The organism is Sphingomonas faeni (assembly GCF_003053745.1).
Classification (GTDB): domain Bacteria; phylum Pseudomonadota; class Alphaproteobacteria; order Sphingomonadales; family Sphingomonadaceae; genus Sphingomonas; species Sphingomonas faeni.
The window spans coordinates 287,337-310,156 of sequence record NZ_QAYE01000002.1 but is presented as its reverse complement, the minus strand read 5'-3'; the positions used below and the strand labels follow the sequence as shown (position 1 = coordinate 310,156).

Below are 22,820 nucleotides of genomic sequence, written 5' to 3'. Positions count from 1 at the left end.
AGATGGCATTCACCGGTTCGGTCGATCCGAAAGCGTACCGCGCGCTGTGGCGCTGGCATTTCTATGCCGGCCTGATCGTCGCCCCCTTCCTGCTGATCCTGGCCGTCACGGGCTCGATCTACCTGTTCAACGACGAGATCGACGATGCGCTGTATCCAGCGCAGCGCTTCGTCGCGGTCCATGCAACGCAGGTGCCGCCATCGCGGATGATCGATGCCGCGCTGAAGGCTCATCCGGGGGCAGCGACGCGGATCGACCTGCCGGGTGCGCCCAACCGCTCGGCGGTCGTATTCGTCACCCCCGATCATGGCGAACCGCTCCGCGTGGCCGTCGATCCGGGAACGGGCCGCGTGCTCGGCTCGACGATCTATACCCGCACGCTGGTAGGGTTCGCCGACGAGATGCACGGATCGCTGACGCTCGGCACGGTCGGCGACCGGATCGTCGAGCTTGCCGCATGCTGGGCGCTCGTCCTGATCGTCACCGGGATGTATCTGTGGTGGCCGCGCGGGCGTGGTGGGCTCGGCGGGATCCTCTATCCCAGGCTCGGCGCGAGGGGACGCCTGTTCTGGCGCGACCTGCACGCGGTGATCGGCGTCTGGTCCGTCGCGTTCATCGCGTTCCTGCTGCTGACCGGCCTTCCTTGGGCCGGGATCCAGGGCGACCTGCTCAACCGCGGTACGGCGGCGCTCGGCATCGGCTACCCGGCATCGAACCGGACGCACAATGCCCCGAAGAGCGTGCCGATGAAGACCGCACTGGGCGAAGCACCGTGGACGATGGAACTCGCACCGATGCCGACATCGACGGCATCCTCCGAGCATGCCGGTCATGCCGGCCACGAGATGACCATGGCGGTCCGCGACGATGCGGCGGTTGCAGGGATCGACCGGATCGCAACCTCCGTCACGCGCGATCACCACGTCGCGGGCGCGTATCGCCTGTTCCTGCCGAGTGGGGCGACCGGCGTCTACACCGCCTACACCTATCCCGATCAGCCGCAGGGGCAGCGCACGCTGTATTTCGATCGCTGGACCGGCGGCCTGATCCGCGAGGTCGGCTACCCCGATTATGGCTGGGCGACGAAAGCGATCGAGCTCGGCGTCCAACTGCACATGGGCAATTACTTCGGACTAGCGAACCAACTCGTGATGCTGACGACGTGCATCGCAATCGTGTTGCTCGTGATCAGCGGCGTCGTGATGTGGTGGAAGCGCCGCCCGACGGGCCGCCTCGCCGCGCCCGCTCGCGTGTCCCCGACGAGGATCAAGGGCGCGGTCGCCATTCTCATCGTCGCGGGAGTGGTATTCCCGATCCTGGGGGTGTCGGTAGTTGTGATCTTCCTAATCGACCGCTTGGTGTTGCTCGCGGGGGTGAGGCGATAGCGGAACGATCGAGGATAGCTGCGGCGCGCTATTGCGACATGGCCGTGAAACAGTCGGTAGCGAGCGTACCGGGCCCCCGCGTGCGAGAATTGCTACTCACGACACCGTGGCTGGTGGCGCCTCTCCACTTCCAGCAACGGCATACCGCTGCCCGTCGTCCTGAAAGGCAGTATCCCCCTGCTCTTTACGTCAACGTCATCTATAGACTGACGTGACGAGGACCAGTCACGCCGGAGGCTGCTACTCGATTGCAATAATTGTAAATTAACGAACAATTAATCAGATATTTAGCTTGTAATTGATCTTGGTACCATACATAGATCAAGTATAGTGGAATAGGCCAAGCGTTGCGAACGTCGCGACGGACCTTTTCAGCCGCATAACGCCGATTCGCATACGGATTCTTGAGACCCGATCATAATCGCGCTCCAGTATCTTCGAAGGCTTCGTCCTTGCTTCGGACGCTCTCCCCACATTCATTGAACATGGCTCCCGCTGCTGCGGATGGGAGACTCGTGCCTTCCATCCGCGGTGACTTTCGAGGTGTTCATGTACAAGTCGACCCTTTGGGCGGCCGCGCTTGCGGCTGTGAGCCCGGCTGCCTTGCTGATTTCGACGCAATCGGCACAGGCGCAGGTTCCCGTCGGGGCCGGTGGACAGCTCCAGCAGATCCCGCCAGTACCGCTGAACGAGACGCCCGCGCCAGACTTCGGGTTCGAGCGCAAGACGCCGGTCGTCGTTGCCGCCACGGGTGGCCCGAAGACGCTCGTCCGGTCGCTGCGTGTGACCGGTGCGACGCTGTTTCCAGAAGCCGACCTGATCGCCGCATCGCAGTTCACGCCGAACAGCGAGCTCGACCTGTCCGACCTGAAGACGCTCGCCGCGCGGATCACCGCTTATTACACGAGCCGCGGCTATTTCGTCGCGAACGCCTACCTTCCCGAGCAGGACGTACGGAGCGGCGCAGTGACGATCGCCGTCATCGAGGGACGCTTCGGCGCGGTCGGCGTCAAGAACGAGTCACGACTTTCCGACAGCGTCGCGAACGGCATTCTTGCCGGGCTCGACGTTGGCGATCCGGTCGCGGTCGCGCCGCTCGAGCGCCGCCTGCTAATGTTGTCGGACCTGCCCGGCGTGCGCGTATCTTCGACGCTCAGCCCCGGCACCGCGGTCGGTACGTCGGACCTGCTGGTCGCGATCACCCCAGGCCAGAGCATCACCGGCAGTGTCGAGGCCGACAACGCCGGCAACCGCTACACCGGCGCCTACCGCGTCGGCGGCGTGGTCAACTGGAACAACCCGACCGGCTCGGGCGACGTGCTGAGCCTGCGCGCGCTGACCTCGTTCTCCGGGCTCGCTTACGGTCGCGCATCGTACCAGGCGCCGATCGGGCAGGTCACATTGGGCGTCGCGTTCGCGCATCTCGACTATTCGCTCGGCAAGGAATTCGACAGCCTCGACGGCAGCGGCAACGCCGACGTCGCGAGCGTCTATGCCAGCTATCCGCTGATCCGGTCGCGCGACAACAACCTATACGTGACGCTCGGTGGCGACGTGAAATGGTTCGAGGACAAGATCGGCATCGTCGACGTCACGACCTATCGCCGCGCGCAGGTCGTCACTGCCGGCCTCAGCGGCGATGAGCACGACACGCTGCTCGGGGGCGGCTGGAGCGCGTATTCGCTGAGCTATTCGGTCGGCAATCTCGACATCCGCGGCGCGTACGAGCGTTCGGTCGACGCGCTGACCGCACGCACCGATGGCAGCTACGGGAAGGTCCAGTTCAGCTTCGCGCGGTTGCAGACGATTGCCGGCCCGCTGTCGCTGTTCGCGTCCGCTCGCGGACAGATCGCGTTCAGCAACCTCGACATCTCCGAGAAGATGGAGCTGGGCGGCGCCTATGCGGTCCGCGCCTATCCCGAGGGCGAGGCGTACGGCGACCAGGGCTATGTCGCCACCGCCGAGGCGCGACTGGCTTTGCCGCAGGTCGTGCCGGGTGCGCTCCAGCTGTTCGGGTTCGTCGACGTCGGCGAGGTCGATTACGTCAAACACCCGTATTTCGACGGATCGAACCACGCGAAGCGTAGCGCGTACGGCGCCGGCCTGAGCTGGGCGGGACCGTACGGGATCGCCGCCAAGGCGACCTATGCGCGGAAACTCGGCGATGCCGATGCGACGTCGGCCCCCGACAAGTCGGGCCGCGCCTGGTTCCAGCTCTCGAAGACCTTCTGAGCGCACCAGCCCCCCAAAATTTAGCGGCCATCCGCCGCCACCGAGGATACCGCACATGACCCCCATCCCTTCGTCGATCAGAAACACCAGTCGCCCCGCTCCCACCGTCACGCGCACCAAGCGCGGCGGCTTGTTCGGCACGACCGGCCTTGCGCGGTTCGCGTGGCTGATCGGGTTCAGCCTTGCGGGTACCGTGGTGGCACGTCCGGTCGAGGCGCAGACGCTCCCGACCGGTGGCGAAGTCGTCGCGGGCCAGGCGAGCATCGCGACCGGCACCAAGTCGCTGACCGTGTCGCAGACCAGCGACCGTGCGGCGATCAACTGGCAGTCCTTCTCGATCGGCAAGGGCAAGAGCGTCGTCTTCGAGCAGCCGACAAGCAGCTCGGTCGCGCTGAATCGCGTGCTTGGTTCGGACCCTTCGGTGATCCTCGGCAACCTGTCCGCGAACGGGAAGGTGTTCCTGGTCAACGCGAACGGCATCCTGTTCGGCCAGACCGCCAACGTCAACGTCGGCGGCTTGGTCGCCTCGACGCTGAACATTTCCAACTCTGATTTCCTTGCGGGCAAGAACAGTTTCGCGGGCACAAGCGGCGCGAGCGTACAGAACGACGGCACGATCACTGCCAAGAATGGCTATGTCGCGCTGCTCGGCGCGAACGTCGGTAACGGCGGCACGATCAAGGCGAACTTCGGTACGGTCGTGCTGGCGGGCGGCGAGGCGATCACGCTCGACGTGGCGGGCGACGGGCTGCTCAACGTCGCGGTCGACAAGGGTGCGGTCGGCGCCCTGGTCCGCAATGGCGGGCTGATCCGCGCCGACGGCGGCAAGGTCGTGATGACCGCGCAAGGGGCCGGCGACCTGCTCCACACCGCGGTCAACAACACCGGCATCGTCGAGGCGCGCACGTTGCAGAACCGCGGTGGCACGATCATACTGCTCGGCGACATGAAGACCGGCACCGTCACCGTCAGCGGCGAACTCGATGCGAGCGCACCCGTCGGCGGCAATGGCGGCTTCATCGAGACGTCGGCGGCCACCGTCAACGTCGCGGACAGCGTCAAGGTCTCGACCTTCGCACCCGGTGGCATGACCGGCATGTGGCTGATCGATCCGCAGGATTACGTGATCGGCGCAGGCGGCAACATCTCGGGCTCGACGCTGTCGGCGCAGCTCGTCACGACCAGCATCACGATCAGCACGATCCCCGCGGCGGGCGACACGACCACCGGCAACGGCGACATTTTCGTCAACGACGCGGTCGCGTGGACCGCGTCGGGCGTGCCGACGACGCTGACGATGAACGCGTTTCGCGACGTCAACATCAACGCGCCGATCACCGCGACCAACGGCAACATCGTCGCCTGCTGTGGCCGCGACGTGAACGTCAACGCGGACCTGACCACGACCAACGGCAGCATCCTGCTCAACGCCGGGCGCAACGTGCAGGTGTTCCACGCGATCACGACGACCGACGGCAACATCGCCTTGTGTGCAGGCCATGACGTGATGATCGACGCCGCGGTGACGCTGACCCGCGGCACGACGATCCCCGCGCAGAGCCTCGGCCTGCCGGTAGGCCTCACGCTGATCGCTGGGTCGGACGGCACCGGGCCGGGCGTCAACGGCGGCACGATCGTGTTCTCCGCGCTGTCGCCGCCGACCACGGTCACTGCGGCACCGGTGTCGATCAACTACAACCCGGTCTCGTACACCACGCCAACCGACTTCTCGACCGAGTTCGTGCTGACCGAGGGCGCGGCGATCACCCAGCGCATGCTGCTGTTCCCGACCGCGCAGAAGGTCGCTGACGGCACCAACGCGGCGGTGCTGAATGGTTTCAACACCAACGGCACGTCGGGGACGCCGACCGGCGTATCGCTGGTCGCCGGTACCAATGCGACCGCGACGTTCGACAGCACCGGCGAAGGCACGGGGATCGGGGTGAGCTTCAGCGGCTATACGCTGACCGGCGCCAACGCGAACCAATATGCGCTGGCGAGCTCGTGCTGCGTCGCCGGGTTCCGGACGACGGGGACGATCACGGCTGCCGCCCCGGCCCCGGCGCCTGCTCCGGCACCGGCGCCCGCGCCCGCCCCGGCACCAGCGCCTGCCCCGGCACCAGCGCCCGCCCCGGCACCAGCGCCTGCCCCGGCACCAGCGCCCGCCCCGGCACCAGCGCCTGCCCCGGCACCAGCGCCCGCTCCGGCACCAGCGCCTGCCCCAGCCCCAGCTCCAGCGCCCGCCCCGGCACCCGCGCCTGCTCCAGCACCAGCGCCCGCCCCGACACCAGCGCCTGCCCCTGCTCCAGCGCCCGCTCCAGCGCCCGCTCCAGCGCCCGCTCCGGCACCAGCGCCCGCTCCAGCGCCTGCTCCGGCTCCAGCGCCCGCGCCAGCGCCAGCGCCAGCGCCAGCGCCCGCCCCGGCTCCAGCGCCTGCTCCGGCGCCAGCGCCAGCGCCTGCTCCGGCACCAGCGCCTGCCCCGGCACCGGCGCCCGCTCCGGCACCGGCACCAGCGCCCGCTCCGGCACCCGCGCCCGCTCCAGCACCGGCGCCCGCTCCAGCACCGGCACCAACGCCGACGCCGACGCCAACCCCGACGCCTCCGCCAGTACTCGCGCCGCCCCCTACCGCGACGCCGCCCCTCACCCCCGTTCCGAACCTGCCCAATGCTACGCGGCCGTTTCTGGAGGTTCCGCCCGTGACGGTGCGCGTACCGACGCCGCCGACGATCGAGGTGGTCGAGGGTGGCGTGACGTATCCGACGCCAGAACGGCCCGGCACCGTGATCGTAGAAACGCCCGAAACGCCGCAGGTCGTGCAACCGGTCGTCGAACGCCCGTTCGTGCAGCCTACGCCGCCCAACACGCCAGCCGTACCCAATTATCCGCGGAAGCAGGCGCGTCATTGAGATGATCGGGACCGCGCGGCGTGGCGTCTCGGCGCCCGCTCGCTGGTTTTCGCGCTGGCAGGCACTGCTAGGCTGGGGAATCGTTGCGAGCGCCGCCGCCGTACCGGGCCTCGCGGCGTCCCCGGCGCCGGCTGCTATTGTCGCGACCGCGGCGCCGGACGATGCCGGCCGGTTCGGCGGCATGGCGACGTCCGACGACGTGCGCGACACGGTGAACTGGGTGTCGACGTCGCACGACAATCACGCGCTGCCGTTCGTCGTGATCGACAAGGTGAACGCGGTCGTGCTCGCGTTCGATGGCAGCGGCAATTTACGCGGGCGGGCGCCGGCGTTGCTCGGGATGGCACGCGGGGACGCCAGCGTGCCGGGTATCGGCCAGCGTAAGCTCGCGACCATTACGCCCGCCGAGCGCACCACGCCGGCAGGTCGCTTCCAAGCCTCGCTAGGACGCGATTTCGAACAGGATATCCTGTGGATCGACTATGGTGCCGCGCTCTCGCTGCACCGCGTGATCAAAGGGCGCCGCGTCGACGACCGCGCCGGACGGCTCGCGTCGGTGACGCCGAGCGACAACCGGATATCATATGGCTGCGTCAACGTGCCGCCGGGATTTTACGACGATGTGGTGAAGCCGTTGTTCACCGGCACGGTGGGGATTGTTTATATCCTGCCTGAGATTAAGCCGTTGCGGAGCGTGTTCGCCGTGCCGGTCGGAGCTAATTGACCGAACTCTCGATCCTCCCCCGCCAGGGGAGGTGGCTGGCGCTTGCCAGACGGAGGGGGAGGACACGGAACGGGCCTGATCGTGCCCTCCCCCTCCGTCGCCTTCGGCGCCACCTCCCCTTGCGGGGGAGGATCAAACGTTACGTCACTGACACCAAGGCCGTTCGCGGTACCATTTCGTCAGGACGTACTTCACGCCCTGCTCGACCGGCATGCCCTGGTGAAGCGACCCCGAGTTCGGCGCGCCATACTCGTCCATGTTGTTCCAGATCACGAGATTCCCCGCTTTCGGCGCGATCATCACCCCCGCGGTCGGGTAGTTCGTCCGCCCACCTGCCTCGGGTTCATTGAGGAAGGTCATCGCCGACCAACTCCGCTGGCCGCCCATCGTCACCTGATCCAGCCAATAGGGCTGTTCGGTGTCGAAGAAGTCGTGATGCGGCTTGAACTCCTGCCCAACGGCATAGCGCTGCCCCTGCAACGCCTCGCCGTAGCGCGACTCGAGCCCCGTCAGCAGGTCGAGCTTGCTCTCGACCGCGGTCACGGGCTCCGGTCCGGGATAGAGGTAGCACGTCTCGCTGGTACGGTGCGGGGACACCGGGGCATCGCCGACGACCGGCGACGGCACGCGATTGGCCTCGATGAGCGCGATGACCGCGGCGCATTCGTCGAGCGTGAGAAAATCGCGAACGATGTAAAGCTCCACGCCGTTCGCCGGCATCCGGACCGCGCCGGGATAGCACAGGATCCGATCGCGCACCTGCTCGGCGGAGTTCGCCCTGCCAAGCGCCTCGATTTGACCATCGCGACGATCGGTGGATCGTGCGTCCGAATTGGCGCCTAGGCTGTCAAGATTAGTCATAAAGTCCGCAATACTCACAAGAATCACGATGAGGATTATGACTTGGATCTATAAAGCAGGTTAAGTTTCGTACAACGTGCATCCTTATCAGATAACCGACGTTTCTCATGTACGACCAACATAGGTTAGGCCGGTTGCGCGACTACATCGCGAACCGCAGCCCTCATGGATGCGCATAAGTCGCACCTACCGAAGAGTTCGGAAACATCCCCCGCTCCGCTGCCGGCGTGAGCCTTGGGTGACGCGATTGAACGACATCGGCGGAGACTTACCATGAACACGAGGTATCTCGTGGGTGCGGGACTGCGGTCCGGCACGCGCGCACCCTTGGCGGATAGACCGCGCTCGACCGCCGCATTCCAGCGCGGCGCTGCCTGCGCGATGGCGACGGCGGTTGCCGCGGAAGCACAGGACCAGCGCGTCTCGCAGCGGATCAAGAACCGGGACACCGAGCGCTTTCGGTAGGCGCTCGCGGGTCGCGCGCCAAACGCTCGACCCACCGACGCTTCTCCAAATCTGCTCTTGCTCGTCCTCGCGCCTCGCGGGGCCAGGATAGTCATGTTCAAAAATCTTCTCGCCGGCGCCGCCGCGGCGTTCCTCGCAGTCATCCCGCAACCCTCAGCCGCGCAGACGGTGGTATTGCCGGGCGCGCTCCTGCTCGCCGGCTACCGCGCGACCTGCGGACCGGTCGACACGATGATCCAGCCGATCAACGACATCGCCGCCGCGTACAAGGGGCGCATCATCCTGCACCCGCGCGTCCTCGACCTGCCGCGCGCACAGCAACTCTTCTGGTACACGCACGAATGCGCGCACCAGATCTTCGGGCCGGGCGAAGCCGCCGCCGATTGCTGGGCGGTACAACAGGGCAAGATCCAGGGCTGGCTCACACGAGACGAACTGGCGAAGCTGGGTGGAACGATGCGCTATTATCCAGGTGACGCGACGCATACCGACGGCGCGGCGCGGGTCGTGGCAATGGACGCCTGCTTCGCACGATAGTCGAGCGAGCACGTTGAAAAGTAGACACTCAAGACTGCATGTGCCGACAACGTAATAAGTATTCTCCGGCTGATCCAGGTCGTTGACAAGATCCTACCGACGGCTTCTGTATCGTTAGCGTAACGATACGGCCCATTACGGTGTCGGATCGCCTCCGTCTGGATTGCACACGCCATGCCTGGTTCTCTACCCGAGGCGATAGACGGCGGTGCACGATCGCACGGCCCTGACGTTTCCGCCTGCGACCGCGAACCTATCCACCGGCCAGGATCGATCCAGCCGCACGGCCTCGTCCTCGTCGCCGACGCCTGCACCTTCAAGATCATGGCGGGCGCGGGCGACATCGAAAAATTGCTGGCGCCGCATTGGCTCGGCGCGAACCTCGACGACCTTCTCGGCCAAACCGTCTCGGCGCAACTTGCGGCCAAGCCCAACGCCAGCACGGTCGTGCTCACGCGGGTGGTCGGTCTCGAAACGCCGTTCGACGCAATCGCACACCGCGTGTCGAACACAATCGTCGTCGAACTCGAGCCCGCCCCCATAGCGATGCCGTCCCCGATCGACGTTCTGGTGGAGATGGAGGAAGCCGCGGCAACGTTCGAACAGGCGTTTGGCTTACGCGAACTGTGCGAGCGCGCGGCGAGAACGTTTCGCCAATTGACCGGGTTCGACCGGGTGATGCTGTACCGCTTTCTCGACGATGACGCCGGGGTCGTCCTGGCCGAGGACCGCGATCCCGCGCTCGGCAGTTTCCTGAACCAGCATTTCCCGGCGTCCGACATTCCGAAGCAGGCGCGCGCGTTGTACGTCCGAAACCGCGTCCGCATCATTCCCGACATCACCTATGAACCCGCATTGCTCCGTCCAGCCGGTGCGACACCGCTCGACATGAGCGATCTCGCGCTGCGCAGCGTATCGCCGATCCACCTGCAATATCTCGCCAACATGGGCGTCGCGGCGTCGGCGTCGGTGTCGATCGTCCGCGACGGCGCGCTGTGGGGCCTTGTCGCCTGCCACCATCCGACGCCGAAGTTCCTGCCACTGCATGTCCGCATGGCCTGCCGTGCTCTCGCCGGGAGCCTTGCCCGCCAGATCCGCGCGAAGGAGGATGCCGAGCTCTACCGCGAGCGCATTCGCCTCCGTACCGCGGAGGACGCGGTCGTGCTTCGGCTCGGCAGCGACATCTCGCTCGCCGGCTTCTTCGCGACCGCGGGCGACGACATGTGCCGGATGCTGGGCGCCGACAGTTTCGCGGCGGTTCGCGGGACCGAATTGTTCGTCGCCGGCCGCTCGCCGCGCCATGACGACATCCGCGCGGTCGCCGATCATGTGATCGATCTCGGCCGGGCGCTCCCCTTCTCGACCGACCGGCTGTCGGAACAGCTGCCCGCAGCCACCGGTTTCCAGGATCTCGCCAGCGGCGTTCTCGCGGTGACGATGTCGACCGACGAGCCGACGATCCTGATCTGGTTTCGCGCAGAGCAGATCGAGGTGATGAACTGGGCCGGCAACCCGCACAAAGATCTGGGCGTCGATCCTCACATCCCGTTGACACCCCGCGCGTCGTTCGAAAGCTGGAGCGAGGCGGTTCGCGGTCGATCGGTACCGTGGACCTTGTTCGAGATCGAGGCCGCCGGGCGGCTGAAGCGGACGATGTTCGATGCCCGCCAGAACCGCCGCCTTTTCGAGGTGAACCGCGAGTTGACCGCGACGATCGCCGATAACGAAAGCCTGTTGCTGCAGAAGGACTATCTCATCAAGGAGGTCCATCACCGCGTCCAGAACAGCCTGCAACTCGTGTCCGCGTTTCTCGGCCTTCAGGCGCGGGCGGTCGGAGACGACGTGCTGACCGCGCATCTTGCGGAGGCGCAGCGTCGGCTCTCGGCGGTCGCGATGGTCCACCGCCGACTGCATTCCGACGAGCACGTCCAGGCGGTCGATCTGGCGCGGTACATCGGCGACCTCTGCACGGAGATCAAATCGACGATGGACAAGTCATGGGGCGGCCAGATCGAGCTGGAGCTCGCGCCGATCCTGATCTCCACCGATCGTGCGGTCAGCGTCGGGCTGATCCTGACTGAACTGGTGATCAACGCCAACAAATATGCCTATGCCGGCGCGTCGGGACCGATCACGATCGCGCTCGAACAGCACCGCAATCGCTTCCGCCTGATCGTCGCCGATCGCGGTCGTGGGAAGGCGAGTTCCGGGACCGGGTTCGGGTCGCGAATGCTCACGTCGATGGTCGCGCGACTGTCCGGCACGATCGAGGAGGCCGACAACGATCCCGGCCTCCGCGTCACCATCGGCGCGCCGATCGCCGACGACCCGCCGCACGCCTGATCCGCTACTGGGGCGAGCCCGTATGCATCAGGTGACGCACATCGTCCGCGACCTGGTTGTTGGCGCCGAGGCGCTCGATCAACTGCGCCTGACGGCTGCCCCGCAGGCCTGCCGTCGTCAGCTGCTTGTCGCGGACATAGGTGTAGACGCCGCTGACCGCGAACGCCTGGACATGCGCGATGTTCGCCTTCTGCGCAGCCTGCGTCGCGACGAAAATGTCGGACTCGAAGAAAGCGCGGCGTGCGAGCGGGCTCTCGAAGGCCAGCTCGATCACCGCGATCAGCGCACGCTCGGCCGGTACGAGATGATCGACATTGGGTGCGGGCGGGGCGGGCTCGGCATTGTCGTAGCGGTCCGGCAAGTGCAGCCGCAGTTTTAGCACCGCAGGGTCCGCGGCGAGCGTTTCGGCAAAGCTCGTCATGAACGTACCGAACGCGTCCGCATCGTCGCCCGCCGCGCCGAAATGGACGTGGATACGGTCGAAGCCGTCGTCGCTGTTGGGGATCGGATCCGCGATCCGGTCGACCAGCGTGCGTGATCCGCTCGGCAGCGCATAGGCGACGGTGGCAGCGAACATGTTCTGTTCGTCGGCGAACAGGATGTGGCTCGCAGCATTGAACACGTCCTGGTCCGCTTTCGATGCGAAGCCGATCTCGACCCCGCCATCGAGTTCATAGTCCGCAAACGGCGCGATACCGTCGATCACCGGCCAGAGATGCGCGTCCTGCTCGCGGTCCAGATGGTTCTGGACGTACCAACCGAGCCCCGGGATGCGCGAACAGAGCGGACCGTGGACGTCGCGCCAATAGGTCGCGAAGACTTCGTGCGGCACCCGGGGACGGCGCAATACCGTCGTGTAGCTGTTGATGACGATGCTGGCATCGCGCTGTGCATAGTCGGTCGTGGTCGAAGCTTTGGGCATGGCTGGGTTCCTGATGACGGAAAGGTCGAACGGTCGAAGGCAGGATGCAGGGTCCGTGCAGGCGTGTTAATTTCCGCACCAAACCCGATCGTTACGCGATGCTCTGATTTTTCAGCCGGTTGACTACCGGCGTCACGAGCACCGCGAGTATCGCGATCGCGGCGGCGACATAACCGACCGCGCCTAGCCCGAGATGCTGGATCACCGAGCCGCCGATGATCGCACCGAGACCGATGCCGGCGTTGGCCATCGACACGTTGAGCGTGCCGGCCAGTGCCTGTGCGTGGCTCGCCGACTGCATCACGCGGACCTGGCAGATCGGGTAGAGCGCAGTGTTGGCAATGCCCCAGACCGCCAGCGCCACCGCGAGCCAGGCATGCGAACCCGCGACCAACGTCGTCGCCGCCATGCCGACCGCCAGCACGAGCGACGTGATCGCCGTTACCAGCAACGGTCCGCGGCCGACGAACTGTCCGCCCAGCCAGTTGCCTGCGAGACCGACGATGCCGAAGCCCATCAGCCACCAGCCCACCTGCCCCGCCGGAATGTGCGCGATCTGCTCCAGCGTGTCGGCGAGATAGGTATAGGCGGTGAACATCGCGGTGAAGACGATCACCGACAGCACGACGTTGCCGAGGAAATACGGATCTTTCAGGATACGCGCCTGTTCGGCCAGCTTGACGCGCGTGGGGCGGGCCAGCGTCGGCATCACGACAAGCAACAGCACCGCCATCAGCAGCGACAGTCCCGACAATCCCCAGAACGTCCCACGCCAGCCGAAGGCGGTCGATGCGAGCGTCCCGAGCGGAATGCCGAGGACCATCGCGCCGGAAATGCCGAGATAGACGTTGGCGACAGCCTTCCCCGCCTTCTCGGGCCCCGCGAGTTCGCCCGCGGTCTCGCTCGCGGTGCCCCAGAACACCGGCAGGGCAAGCGCCGGCAGGAACCGCGCGAGGCCCAGTACCCAGATGTCCGGCGCGGCCGCGGCGAGTGCGTTCGCGCCCGCGAAGATCATGAGGATGACGACGAACAGCCGCTTGCGCTCGAAGTGCGACAGCATCGCGGTCAGGAACGGTCCGGCGAGCATCACGGTGAACGCGAACAGCGTCACGAGTTGCCCCGCGACGGCGATCGAGATGCCCAGGTCGCGCGACAGGCTCGGGAGCAGGCCGACGATGATGAACTCGGTCGTGACGATCACGAACGCGGAGATCGCCAGCAGCAGCACGGCCAAGCCATGCCCTGCGGACTTGGCGCTGGGTGGCGCGACATTGAGAGGACGAACGGGGGACGACATTGGCAAACTCCTGTAGGTGCCGTCTCTACGCGCGACGAAAAGCGACGTCCTGCGGCATGTTTTCGCGTATGGCGGGACAATAATTCCAGAATGGACTCGCATGATCCCCTCCGAACGCCTCAAGGGCATCGAAGCCTTTGTCTGTACCGCCGACGCCGGCAGCTTCACCGCGGCGGGCGTACGGCTGAACCTGACCAACTCGGCGGTCAGCAAGAGCGTCGCCAGGCTGGAGGCGCGGCTGGGTAGCCGCTTGTTCGAACGGACCACCCGCCGGTTGACGCTGACCGACGTCGGCGCCGCCTTCTACGAGACCTGCGTCCGCGTTCTCGAAGATCTCGCCGATGCCGAAGCGGTGCTGGCGGCGCACCGGTCGGAGATCGTCGGGCGGCTGAAGGTCGACGTGCCGATCGCGTTCGGGCGGATGCAGGCGATGCCGCTGTTGCTCGCCTTCGCCGAACGCCATCCGAATTTACGCCCGAGCATCACCTTCACCGATCGGAAGATCGACATCGTCGAGGAGGGCATCGACGTCGCGATCCGGATCGGCGCGTCGGAGCCCTGGCCGGACAATCTCGGCCATCGCTATCTCGGCAGCGAACGCGTCATAATCTGCGCCGCCCCCGCCTATCTCGCACGGCGCGGGACACCGGCATCGGCGGACGATCTCGCCCGGTTCGACTGCATCCTCTACGGGCGCGGCGACGGCAGCACGATCAAGTGGCGCTTCGCCGACGGCTCTGGCGGTATCGACGAGCGGGCCATGGAGGGCCGCATCGTCCTCGGCAGTGCCGAAGCCCAGGTCGAAGCGGTCAAGGCCGGGTTCGGTATCGCGCAACTCGCGACTTGGCTGATCGAGGACGAACTCGCGCGTGGCGACTTGGTAGAGGTTCTTCCCGAACTGGCGACGGCGGGGCTTCCGCTGCATCTGGTCTGGCCCCGTCGGCGGCAGCTCAGTCCGAAGGTGGATGCGCTGCTCGACGCACTGACCAGCGGCCTTCGGATTGCATGACGGCGAGGTGAAAAGCGCGTCATCCCGCCATTTCCTGCAACTCGGGGTGGCATCGCCTGTTGGGGAAGGATGACCATCTTCAACGATCCAATCGCTATCGTCACCGGCGGTGAATCCGGGATCGGCGCCGCTTGCGCCAAGGCTCTAGGTGAGGCCGGCGCGCGCGTCGCCATCACCTATTTCAAGGACGCGGCGGCGGCGCACGCGGTATGCGTGGCGATCGGCGGATCCGACCGCGCCATCGCCGTCCAGGCCGACGTCGGCGACGAGACCGCGATCGAACATTTGTTCGCGCAGGCGGAAGCAGCGTTCGGCACGGTCACATTGCTCGTCAATTCTGCGGGCCTCAACATGAGCGGCGTGATGCTGGTGGACATGGAACTGGCTCAGTTCGACCGGGTCATCCGCTCCGACCTGTACGGCCCGTTCCTGACCTGCCGCCGCATGGTGCGCGCCCTCGAAGCCAAGAACGCCAAGGGCCGCATCGTCAACATCTCGTCGATCCACGAACGCGCACCGCGACCCGGCGGCGTCGACTATGACTCCGCGAAGGGAGGCTTGTCGCAACTGACGGCGACGCTGGCGCTGGAACTTGCGCCGAAGGGCATTGCGGTCAACGGTGTCGCACCGGGCATGATCCTGACGCCGATGAACCAGTCCGCGCTCGATCATCCGCAGGAGCTCGCCGCCAAGGAGGCCGCGATCCCCTGGAAGCGTGCCGGGCGGCCCGACGAGGTCGCATCGCTGGTGACGTTCCTGCTGTCGCCCGCCGCCGACTATATCACCGGCACGACGGTGACGATCGACGGCGCGCTGTCGCTGACCGTGGCGCAGGGCGCGTGATGGTCACTTACGCGGTCGAGCAGCTCGACACCGTCGCGATCTCGGCCAATTCGGTGATCGACGGCATGGACCTGATGAGCCCGTTCGTATGGAAGGAAGGCAACCTCTACCGGATCATGGTCCGCGGTGTTCCCCATCCGCTCGGACCGCACGACCCGACCGGGATCATCGCCCGCGGCGAAAGTCGCGACGGCCTGTCGTTCACGATGGATCCGGGGCTCGCGATCACCCCCGGTCCCGGCGCCGAGGACATGGGGGGATGCGAGGACCCGACCGTCCTGGTGACGCCCGATCACGAATATCTGATCTACTACACTGGCGTCGATGCGGACCGCGCGCAAGGCTGCATGATCCTTGCCGCGGGCCGCGACCTGACGGCGCTGGTCAAAGAGGATCTGGTGCTGAAGGCACCGCCGGGCGAGGGCAATATCAAGGAGGCCACGCTCGTGCAGACCAGCGCGGGCGACTGGCGGCTGTTCTACGAATACGCCGCGAATGGTGCGTCGCGGATCGGCATGGCCGGCGGTCCTACCGCCAAGGGACCGTGGACCGTGCTGCCCGATCCGTTCGGCATCCGCGAGGACAGCTGGGACAATTGGCATCTGTCGACCGGGCCGATCTGGCAGGCGGAGGGCGCCGACCCGGTGATGTTCTACAACGGCGCAACGCACGATGCGCGGTGGCGGATCGGCTGGATCAGCTTCAGCGCCGATCTGACACGGGTCACGGGGCGCGGGTTAGAACCCCTCCTCGTGCCGCCACCTGCGCTGAGCCGCGAAGCGACCGATATCGCGTTCGCCGCGTCCTCCGTCGCGGAAGGCGACCGGATCGCATTATATTATTCGCTCGAGGACCGCATGCTGCGGCGCGCGTTGATCGGACGCTATAGCCGCTGACTACGGAGAAGGGTCGCGGACGGCGTACCGTCCGCGACCCTTGATCATCAGCCGTGGGTGCGAGCAGCGGCTTTCTGCGCGCGTGCCTGCTTGGCGTAGTGGTGATGCGCAACGACGCACCCGATGGCGGCACCAGCAACGGCATGGCCCTTACCGACGAAATGCCCGCCAACGCCGCCAGCGGCAGCGCCGCGGATACAGCCCTTCGCCAATACGGGCGACGCCGTCATCGCGAGGAGCGGAAGAGCGAGCAGGGTGATGAAGCGCATGGCGGTATCCTTGAAAGCACTGCATGAAGACCTGAAATACTGTTCAAGCCGCCACCGTGTTCCGTGAGAAATTCGTCATGATCGACATGCGCGAGGTTCTCGCCAACGATACGAACTGTCCGCCGTAAGATATTGAAGATGCGGTAGTCCTCTAACGAGCGGTACATCCACCGATCCGGGGTATGACGCGCCCGCGTTGCACCCCGATCCGAAAGAGTCGAAAGCCACGAACCATGATTGCCCTGTATCTCGCGGCGTTGTCGATGACGTCCAATGCCGCCTTGAAACCGATCGGTCCCGACGCGGCGAAATGCACAGCGGGTAGCACCCATCCGGCGATGCTGGTCATCGTCGAAGGGTTCAGGGCGAGGACCGGAACCGTTCGTGTCCGCACGTTCGGGGGATCGCCCTCAACCTATTTCGACAAGAAAAAGACGCTGTTGCGCACCGAAGTTCCGACGCCGCGCGAAGGCCGGGTCGCGATCTGTATGCCAGTCGATCGGCCGGGCGTCTATGCGGTCGACGTGCGCCACGACATCAATGCCAACGACAAGACCGACCGCAGCGACGGCGGCGGGGCGTCGGGCAATCCGCATGTCACGCTGTTCGACATGCTGTTCTCGCGCAAGCCCGATCCGAAGATCGTCCAGGTGCGTGTCGGATCGGGCACGACGGTCGTGCCGGTTACCCTTACCTACCTACAAGGCGGATCGCTGCAGCCGATCCGCTGATCGATCACCAGCCGATCGCGCCGCCTAGCCGGAACGTGCGCGGCCGCAGTGGCGTGTATTCGTTACGCGCCGCCAGCGCGAACGGGTTGCCGCCCGCAAAGCGGTCTCCCTTGACGTCGAACACATTCTCGACGGTGGCGGTCAGACGAATGCTATTCCGCGTCCACGTACCGCCAAGATGGGCGCTGCCATATTCGCCCTGCGACACGTCGAGTGGCGCCTGGGTGCCGACGGTCGATCGCCCAACATAGCGCCATCCCGCGTCGACGCTGGCGTGCGTATCAGCGCTGAGCGTCCATTCATAGCCGACACTCCCCGACACCGCGAACGGCGGCGTGTTGGGCAGTCGCGCGCCGACCTGCCGGCGTAGTGCAGGGTCTGGGTCGGCGACGTGAGTCTCGTTGAGAAACATCGCCACGTCAATCTTCAAGCCGGTCAGCGGCACCCAGTTGGCGCTCGCCTCCAGTCCATAGATATGGCTGTTGCCGAGATTGGTGGTGAACGGAAAACCGGATTTGTCGACCAGATCCGCCTGGATGTGCCGCCAGTCGGTCAGCGATGCACCGATCGATGCCGAAAGCCCAAGCGGTCCATGCCGCTCCTTGCGCAGGCCGATCTCCCCGACGTGAATGGTATCGCGAACGAGATCGGTAACGCGGCCGACGCCCGGCGCCACGGTTATCCCCCCGGTCCGGAAACCCGATTGATAGCGCGCATATGCTGCCAGCGTCGGGGTCAGCAGCCAGGATACGCCGAGCGTCGGATCGAGCCGGGTCGAACTGAGTCCGCGGATGTATGTCGTCGTCTTGAGCTTGGCGATCGGGTCGCCGTCGGTGCGCTGATGCGTCAGTCGTGCACCCGCGGTAATGGTCAACGCCGGGCTGATCGCGATTCCCGCCTCGCCGAACACCGCCGCATCGAGCGTCCGGTTGGTCACACCGACGATGTCGCGCAGCTTGTCGGGCGCACCGTATCTGCGTGCATAGGCGTCGCGCGCGTGAATGAGCGCGACGCCGACCAGCCAACCGGCGCCGTTCGGCTTTGCGCGGGAGAGCCGTGTCTCGTGCGAGAACAAGCGGCTGCGTTCGTCCGTGTCATAGGCGATCGGCGCGTTCGGACGGATCGGCCGCGTGGCGTCGAACCGGCTCTCCGCATCGCGGTGGACGAACCCGGTCGCCGAGACGAGGTGCAGCCCGTCCTCCCAACGCCTGTCGACCACAACACGCCCGAGAAAATATTGCTGGCTGAACGGCTGCGCCAGCAGCGACGCGCGCGAGAGCGATCCCATACCGCGCTCGGCATATTGCAGGTCGGGCGCGGTCACGTTCTGGATCACTCCGCCCGCGTCGATCGTCCACCCGCTCGCCGGAGCGACGCGCACGTCCAGACGTCCACCCGTCGTCGCCACTCGGTTGACGTTGCGCAGGCCGCGACGCACGTCGTCGATATAGCCACCTTCGACGACCCGGTAGCCGACCGCGCGTACGCCAGCGACGCCAGCCTTGATCGGTATGTTGACCATCCCGGCGATATCGCCGCCCGGATCGCCCGACTTGGTCGCGCTGACGCCGCCCGACACATTGGCCGACACCCCTGACAGATCCACCGCGTGCGGCACCAGCCGGACGATTCCCCCGATCGCGCCTGCGCCGTACAGCGTGCCCTGCGGCCCTTCGAGGACTTCGACCTGATCGACGTCGTACAGGTTGAGGCCGGGTTCGGGACCGTTATACGCGACCGGCACCTCCCCGAAATAGACGTTGGCGGTCGATTGCGTGGGGCCGGTGAAGCTGCTGTCCGCGACCCCGCGGATGAACAGCTTGTTGCGACCCGCACCCAGCGCTGTGCTCTGCAGGATCGGCGTCGCGGCGATCGCCTCGTCCATGCCGTTCGCGGCATCGTTGCGGATGTTCACCCCGCTTGCCGGCCGCAGGATGGTGAGAGCACCGGGGAAGCGTAGTCGCGACGTCGCGCGCTTGGTCGCGGTGACGATGATTTCGGGCGATACCTCGACCGGCGGCGGCGTCAGGGGGGGGCTCGGTTTCGGTTGGCGTTCGCGTGCGACTGGCTGGGAGATGATCGGGCGACGAATAATCCGAAAGCTGCCCTCGCCCAGTCTTTGCGCTGTGTACGGCGTGCCGACGAGTATCTGGTCGAGCGCTGCACCCGCGGTCATTCGACCTTTTACGCCCCGCGTCATGACCCGCGACAATCCGGGCTCCGCACTGCCGATGTCGACGCCCGCCTGCTGCGCAAGCACCGCGATCGCGCGATCGAGCGGCTCTGGCGCGACGGCGATCGCCCGCCGCTCCGCTGCATGAGCGGGCGTAGACAGCGACGGTGTGATCAGGGTGGCGGCGACGAGTGATACGGCCAGGTTGAATTTACGGACCGGCATGGCCTCCGACCAGACGCCAGCGGCCATTAACATGCTCCGCCCGAGCGCCGATCAGCGCTGCGACGCGAGGAATCAGGCTGTCGGCACCACCCGTAATGCCGATCGATCCGGTAAACCGCGTTTCCGCAAGTCCGGGTGCGACGCGCACGACCGTGCCGGTGCTGCGTTCCAGCGCCGCAGCCACGAGTCGCACCGGCGTTTGCTGGAAAACCAGCCGACCTTTACGCCAGCTGCCGACGTCGTCGATCGCGATACCCGACATCCGCGGTGCGCCGCCATCGACATGCGACAGCGCCGCACCCGCGGTCAGCATGATGCGATCCTGTTCGGGCTGGAACATCACCGCACCCTCGGCGACCTGGACGCCAAGATGCGCGCCCACGCGGGCAACGTTGAAGACGGTGCCGACGTCCTGCAACCGCATCGTCCCCGACTGGACGACGAACGGATGCGCGGCGTCGTGCGTAATGCGGAAGATCGCTTCGCCGCGTTCCAGCGTGACCAGCCGCGCACTGCTGTCGTCGACCGCGAGCCTAGTGCCGCCGTTCAGGTCGATACGGCTGCCGTCGGCGAGCGTCACGCTGCGGCGAACCCCGGCGGGTGTCTCGATGATCCGCGCCGCCGTCTTTGACGGGTTTTCGAGCGGCAGCATGACTCCGACGATCCCCGCCGCCGCCAGTCCGCCGACGGTTCCCAACACCCAGCGCCGCCGCGGTGTCGGTCGGTCGTCGTTGGCGGCAACCAGCGGTATTGCTCGCGACCAGTCTGGCGGGCTCAGCGCGTCGGTCAGTTCCGCGTCCGCGACCGCCAGCGCGTCATACGCGATTGCGTTTTGCGGGTTAGCCTCAATCCAGTCGGCGAACGCCGTCCATGCGCCACCATCGGCAGTCGGCAAGCGGAGGTGCCACGCGACCGCCTCGGCCGCGGCGTGTTCGCCGTAACCAGGGCCGTAATCGCCGTCCTTGCCCCACTCATCGACCATCTCGCTGGTCCTCCTCATGAGTGAGACGTCCTGCCTGCGGGATATCCGCACCGGAATTGCTTCGTTGCAAGTGAATTCGCAAATACGCGCGGTGCAGCAACTTCTCGACGCCACTAACGGTGATGCCCATCTGCTCGGCGATGGCCTTCTGCGGCAGGTCCTCGAACCGGTAGAGGCGGAACGCGGTCGCGACCCGCTCGGGCAGGCCCGTCAGCGTCGCCTCGACCCGCGCCAGCCGCTCGCGCGCGATCATCGCGCGTTCGGCGTCGGGTTGCTCGTCGGCGCCGGCCTGCGTTTCCATCCAGCCGGTATCGCGGTCCGCCCGCCGCGCCGCGCGACGGCGGCGGTCGACCGCGATGTTGTTCGCCATCCGGCAGATGTAGCCGAGCGGTTCGGCGATCGGGCCGCCGGTCACCGTCTCCAGCTTCAGCCACAGATCCTGCAACGCATCCTCCGCCTCCTCGACGCTGCCCAGTCGCGCGACCAGCAGCCGCAGCAGCATCGCACGCTCGGCGAGGAACACGGCACGGAGTCCGCCCAAGGTCACGCCGGGTCGGCCTTTGCGTCGCGGCGGAACAGCACCGCCAGCGCGACGATCGCGACACCGTTCTGGAGCAGCGCGTGCCACCCTGCCCCGTCGGTCCCGAACGCCCACAGCATCGCGGGCAGAAGCGGGTAGAGCGCGAGGCTGGTGACCAGGCCTATAGTCATCGATCGGCCCGGCAGCCCGAGTGCGGTCAGACCCGAGGCCAGTGGTGCGCTTGCGAGCCCCGCCGCACGCGCTCCGGCAATGAGGATCAGGAGGACCGTGCCACCCGCGAAGCTCGCGCCGCCGAGCGTCACGAGCAGGCGATTGCCCGCAAAGGCGAGTACCAGAACGATCGGCAGCGCCACTGCGAGAGCCAGCCCCGCGCTGCGCCAGACCGTGTGCCGCAACGCCTTCAGATCGCCGCGCGCGACCTGGGCCGCGAGCACGGCGTAGCTGGCCTGGCTCAGCAACACCGTCGGCTGGGCGAGCAACGACGTCGCGCGCTGCGTCAGTGCGAGCAATCCTGCCGCCGCCGGCCCGAGCAGCCAGCCGACCGTCAGCGGCGCGAGGTTCGGCGCGAGTTCCCGGACAGTGATGTCGAAGTTGGTGATGAGGATGAAGCGCTTGAGCCCCTCGGTATCGCGCGCCGCACCGCGCCACGGTCCGCGCAACCGCTCGCCGGCGGCAAGCTTGCGCCATGCGACCCAGCCGAATCCCCACATTGCGAGGCCCTCGGCGACGGCAGCGACCAGCCAGACGGCGATGAAGCCGACCAACCCACCGCCCGCGAACCAGACTCCCAGAGCGCCGATCAGGCGGATCAGCGGCGACACCGCCTGGTGGATGCCGATCAGGTCGAACCGGTCGGCGATCTGCAGCAGTCCTTGTGGAGTCGCGCGGACCGTCGCGATCACCGCGAGCGAATAGGGAATGGCAATCCGGATCGTGTCGGGCGACCAGCCGAGCCGTGGTCCGATCAGCGGCACCAGCAGCGCCGCCACGACCACCGCGGCGGCACCGCAGCCGAGTTCGATCACCGCCATGAACCGGACGATCCGCGCGAACCCGGCCCGATCGCCCGCCTCCAGCGCCAGCCCGCCATACCGCACCACGCCGTGGAATCCAGAGAACGCGAGGACGCTGCCGATCAGGACGGCGTAGGCGTTGACCAGCACAAGCACGCCGTACTCGGCCGCGCCCAACCGGTGCGTCACGAGTACGAGGTAGACGAGGCTCATGACGCCCGCCGCCGCCTTACCGCCGAGCAGGTGGCCGAGGTTCGCCAGCACCAGCCACAGCCCCGACCGATCGCCGCGTCTCGCCCCAGCTTTGGCGGAGTCCGCCTGCCGGGACGTCATACGGTGGAGAAGCGAACGCATCGCGAGCGCTTAGACGCCCATCGTTGCGCCGACGAACGGAAAGTTCCGCGCGATCGGCCAGATGACAAAATATTTAGTGAGGATGGCCGGTGCCGGGAACGTCTACCGGC

Annotated in this window: 19 protein-coding genes; 11 read left to right on the top strand and 8 right to left on the bottom strand. The window is 66.5% G+C overall.

Annotated elements, in window-relative coordinates; genetic code table 11:
- Nucleotides 1-2: 2 nt before the first annotated feature.
- From C8J25_RS06070 to C8J25_RS06050, 4 genes are all read left to right on the top strand, one after another.
- Complete coding sequence (locus C8J25_RS06070; protein ID WP_107953177.1) at nucleotides 3-1,385, top strand: PepSY-associated TM helix domain-containing protein; 1,383 nt, start codon at nucleotides 3-5, stop codon at nucleotides 1,383-1,385.
- 549 nt (nucleotides 1,386-1,934) lie between these two features.
- Nucleotides 1,935-3,617 carry a ShlB/FhaC/HecB family hemolysin secretion/activation protein gene (locus C8J25_RS06065; RefSeq protein WP_107953175.1) on the top strand — a complete coding sequence of 561 codons (1,683 nt, stop codon included), beginning with the start codon at nucleotides 1,935-1,937 and terminating at the stop codon, nucleotides 3,615-3,617.
- 55 nt (nucleotides 3,618-3,672) lie between these two features.
- The gene (locus tag C8J25_RS06060) at nucleotides 3,673-6,525 is read left to right on the top strand and encodes a two-partner secretion domain-containing protein (RefSeq protein ID WP_208622523.1); all 2,853 of its coding nucleotides are present in this window, start codon (nucleotides 3,673-3,675) and stop codon (nucleotides 6,523-6,525) included.
- Between the two features lies 1 nt (nucleotide 6,526).
- A complete protein-coding gene (locus C8J25_RS06050; RefSeq protein ID WP_244186828.1) occupies nucleotides 6,527-7,249 on the top strand; it encodes a L,D-transpeptidase in 723 nt (240 codons plus the stop codon).
- A gap of 144 nt (nucleotides 7,250-7,393) precedes the next feature.
- On the opposite strand, the gene C8J25_RS06045 is transcribed toward C8J25_RS06050, so the two are convergent.
- A complete protein-coding gene (locus C8J25_RS06045) occupies nucleotides 7,394-8,110 on the bottom strand; it encodes a prolyl hydroxylase family protein (protein WP_107953173.1) in 717 nt (238 codons plus the stop codon).
- A gap of 273 nt (nucleotides 8,111-8,383) precedes the next feature.
- Between C8J25_RS06045 and C8J25_RS06040 the strand changes: the two genes are divergently transcribed.
- From C8J25_RS06040 to C8J25_RS06030, 3 genes are all read left to right on the top strand, one after another.
- Complete coding sequence (locus C8J25_RS06040) at nucleotides 8,384-8,575, top strand: hypothetical protein (RefSeq protein WP_107953171.1); 192 nt, start codon at nucleotides 8,384-8,386, stop codon at nucleotides 8,573-8,575.
- Nucleotides 8,576-8,668: 93 nt separating this feature from the next.
- The gene (locus tag C8J25_RS06035) at nucleotides 8,669-9,112 is read left to right on the top strand and encodes a hypothetical protein (protein WP_107953169.1); all 444 of its coding nucleotides are present in this window, start codon (nucleotides 8,669-8,671) and stop codon (nucleotides 9,110-9,112) included.
- A 174-nt stretch (nucleotides 9,113-9,286) separates the two neighbouring features.
- Nucleotides 9,287-11,455 (top strand): histidine kinase dimerization/phosphoacceptor domain -containing protein, encoded by a 2,169-nt coding sequence (locus C8J25_RS06030; RefSeq protein WP_107953167.1) that lies wholly within the window; start codon nucleotides 9,287-9,289, stop codon nucleotides 11,453-11,455.
- A gap of 4 nt (nucleotides 11,456-11,459) precedes the next feature.
- Here C8J25_RS06030 and C8J25_RS06025 read toward each other — a convergent pair whose 3' ends face one another.
- Both C8J25_RS06025 and C8J25_RS06020 read right to left on the bottom strand, forming a co-directional pair.
- Entirely contained in the window at nucleotides 11,460-12,377 is a 918-nt protein-coding gene (locus C8J25_RS06025) for an EthD domain-containing protein (protein ID WP_107953165.1), read from the bottom strand.
- Between the two features lie 91 nt (nucleotides 12,378-12,468).
- The gene (locus tag C8J25_RS06020; protein ID WP_107953163.1) at nucleotides 12,469-13,674 is read right to left on the bottom strand and encodes an MFS transporter; all 1,206 of its coding nucleotides are present in this window, start codon (nucleotides 13,672-13,674) and stop codon (nucleotides 12,469-12,471) included.
- Nucleotides 13,675-13,774: 100 nt separating this feature from the next.
- On the opposite strand from C8J25_RS06020, the gene C8J25_RS06015 reads away from it, so the two are divergent.
- From C8J25_RS06015 to C8J25_RS06005, 3 genes are all read left to right on the top strand, one after another.
- Entirely contained in the window at nucleotides 13,775-14,683 is a 909-nt protein-coding gene (locus C8J25_RS06015; RefSeq protein ID WP_107953161.1) for a LysR family transcriptional regulator, read from the top strand.
- A gap of 69 nt (nucleotides 14,684-14,752) precedes the next feature.
- Nucleotides 14,753-15,526 (top strand): SDR family NAD(P)-dependent oxidoreductase, encoded by a 774-nt coding sequence (locus C8J25_RS06010; protein WP_107953158.1) that lies wholly within the window; start codon nucleotides 14,753-14,755, stop codon nucleotides 15,524-15,526.
- Nucleotides 15,526-16,422 carry a glycoside hydrolase family protein gene (locus C8J25_RS06005; RefSeq protein ID WP_107953417.1) on the top strand — a complete coding sequence of 299 codons (897 nt, stop codon included), beginning with the start codon at nucleotides 15,526-15,528 and terminating at the stop codon, nucleotides 16,420-16,422. The genes C8J25_RS06010 and C8J25_RS06005 overlap by 1 nt, the downstream gene beginning before the upstream one ends.
- Nucleotides 16,423-16,469: 47 nt before the next feature.
- On the opposite strand, the gene C8J25_RS06000 is transcribed toward C8J25_RS06005, so the two are convergent.
- Nucleotides 16,470-16,691: a hypothetical protein gene (locus C8J25_RS06000; protein WP_107953156.1), complete on the bottom strand. Its 222-nt coding sequence runs from the start codon at nucleotides 16,689-16,691 to the stop codon at nucleotides 16,470-16,472.
- A gap of 233 nt (nucleotides 16,692-16,924) precedes the next feature.
- Between C8J25_RS06000 and C8J25_RS05995 the strand changes: the two genes are divergently transcribed.
- Nucleotides 16,925-17,422, top strand: a complete 498-nt coding sequence (locus C8J25_RS05995; RefSeq protein WP_244186827.1) for a DUF2141 domain-containing protein — start codon at nucleotides 16,925-16,927, stop codon at nucleotides 17,420-17,422.
- 4 nt (nucleotides 17,423-17,426) lie between these two features.
- Here C8J25_RS05995 and C8J25_RS05990 read toward each other — a convergent pair whose 3' ends face one another.
- From C8J25_RS05990 to C8J25_RS05975, 4 genes are read right to left on the bottom strand one after another with little or no spacing between them, the layout of a single operon-like run.
- Nucleotides 17,427-19,847: a TonB-dependent receptor gene (locus C8J25_RS05990; RefSeq protein WP_167397671.1), complete on the bottom strand. Its 2,421-nt coding sequence runs from the start codon at nucleotides 19,845-19,847 to the stop codon at nucleotides 17,427-17,429.
- Nucleotides 19,807-20,802, bottom strand: a complete 996-nt coding sequence (locus C8J25_RS05985; RefSeq protein ID WP_167397670.1) for a FecR family protein — start codon at nucleotides 20,800-20,802, stop codon at nucleotides 19,807-19,809. Before C8J25_RS05985 ends, C8J25_RS05990 begins: the two co-directional genes overlap by 41 nt.
- The gene (locus C8J25_RS05980; protein WP_244186825.1) at nucleotides 20,792-21,349 is read right to left on the bottom strand and encodes an RNA polymerase sigma factor; all 558 of its coding nucleotides are present in this window, start codon (nucleotides 21,347-21,349) and stop codon (nucleotides 20,792-20,794) included. Before C8J25_RS05980 ends, C8J25_RS05985 begins: the two co-directional genes overlap by 11 nt.
- Nucleotides 21,346-22,710, bottom strand: a complete 1,365-nt coding sequence (locus C8J25_RS05975) for a lipopolysaccharide biosynthesis protein (protein ID WP_244186823.1) — start codon at nucleotides 22,708-22,710, stop codon at nucleotides 21,346-21,348. Before C8J25_RS05975 ends, C8J25_RS05980 begins: the two co-directional genes overlap by 4 nt.
- Nucleotides 22,711-22,820: the final 110 nt, after the last annotated feature.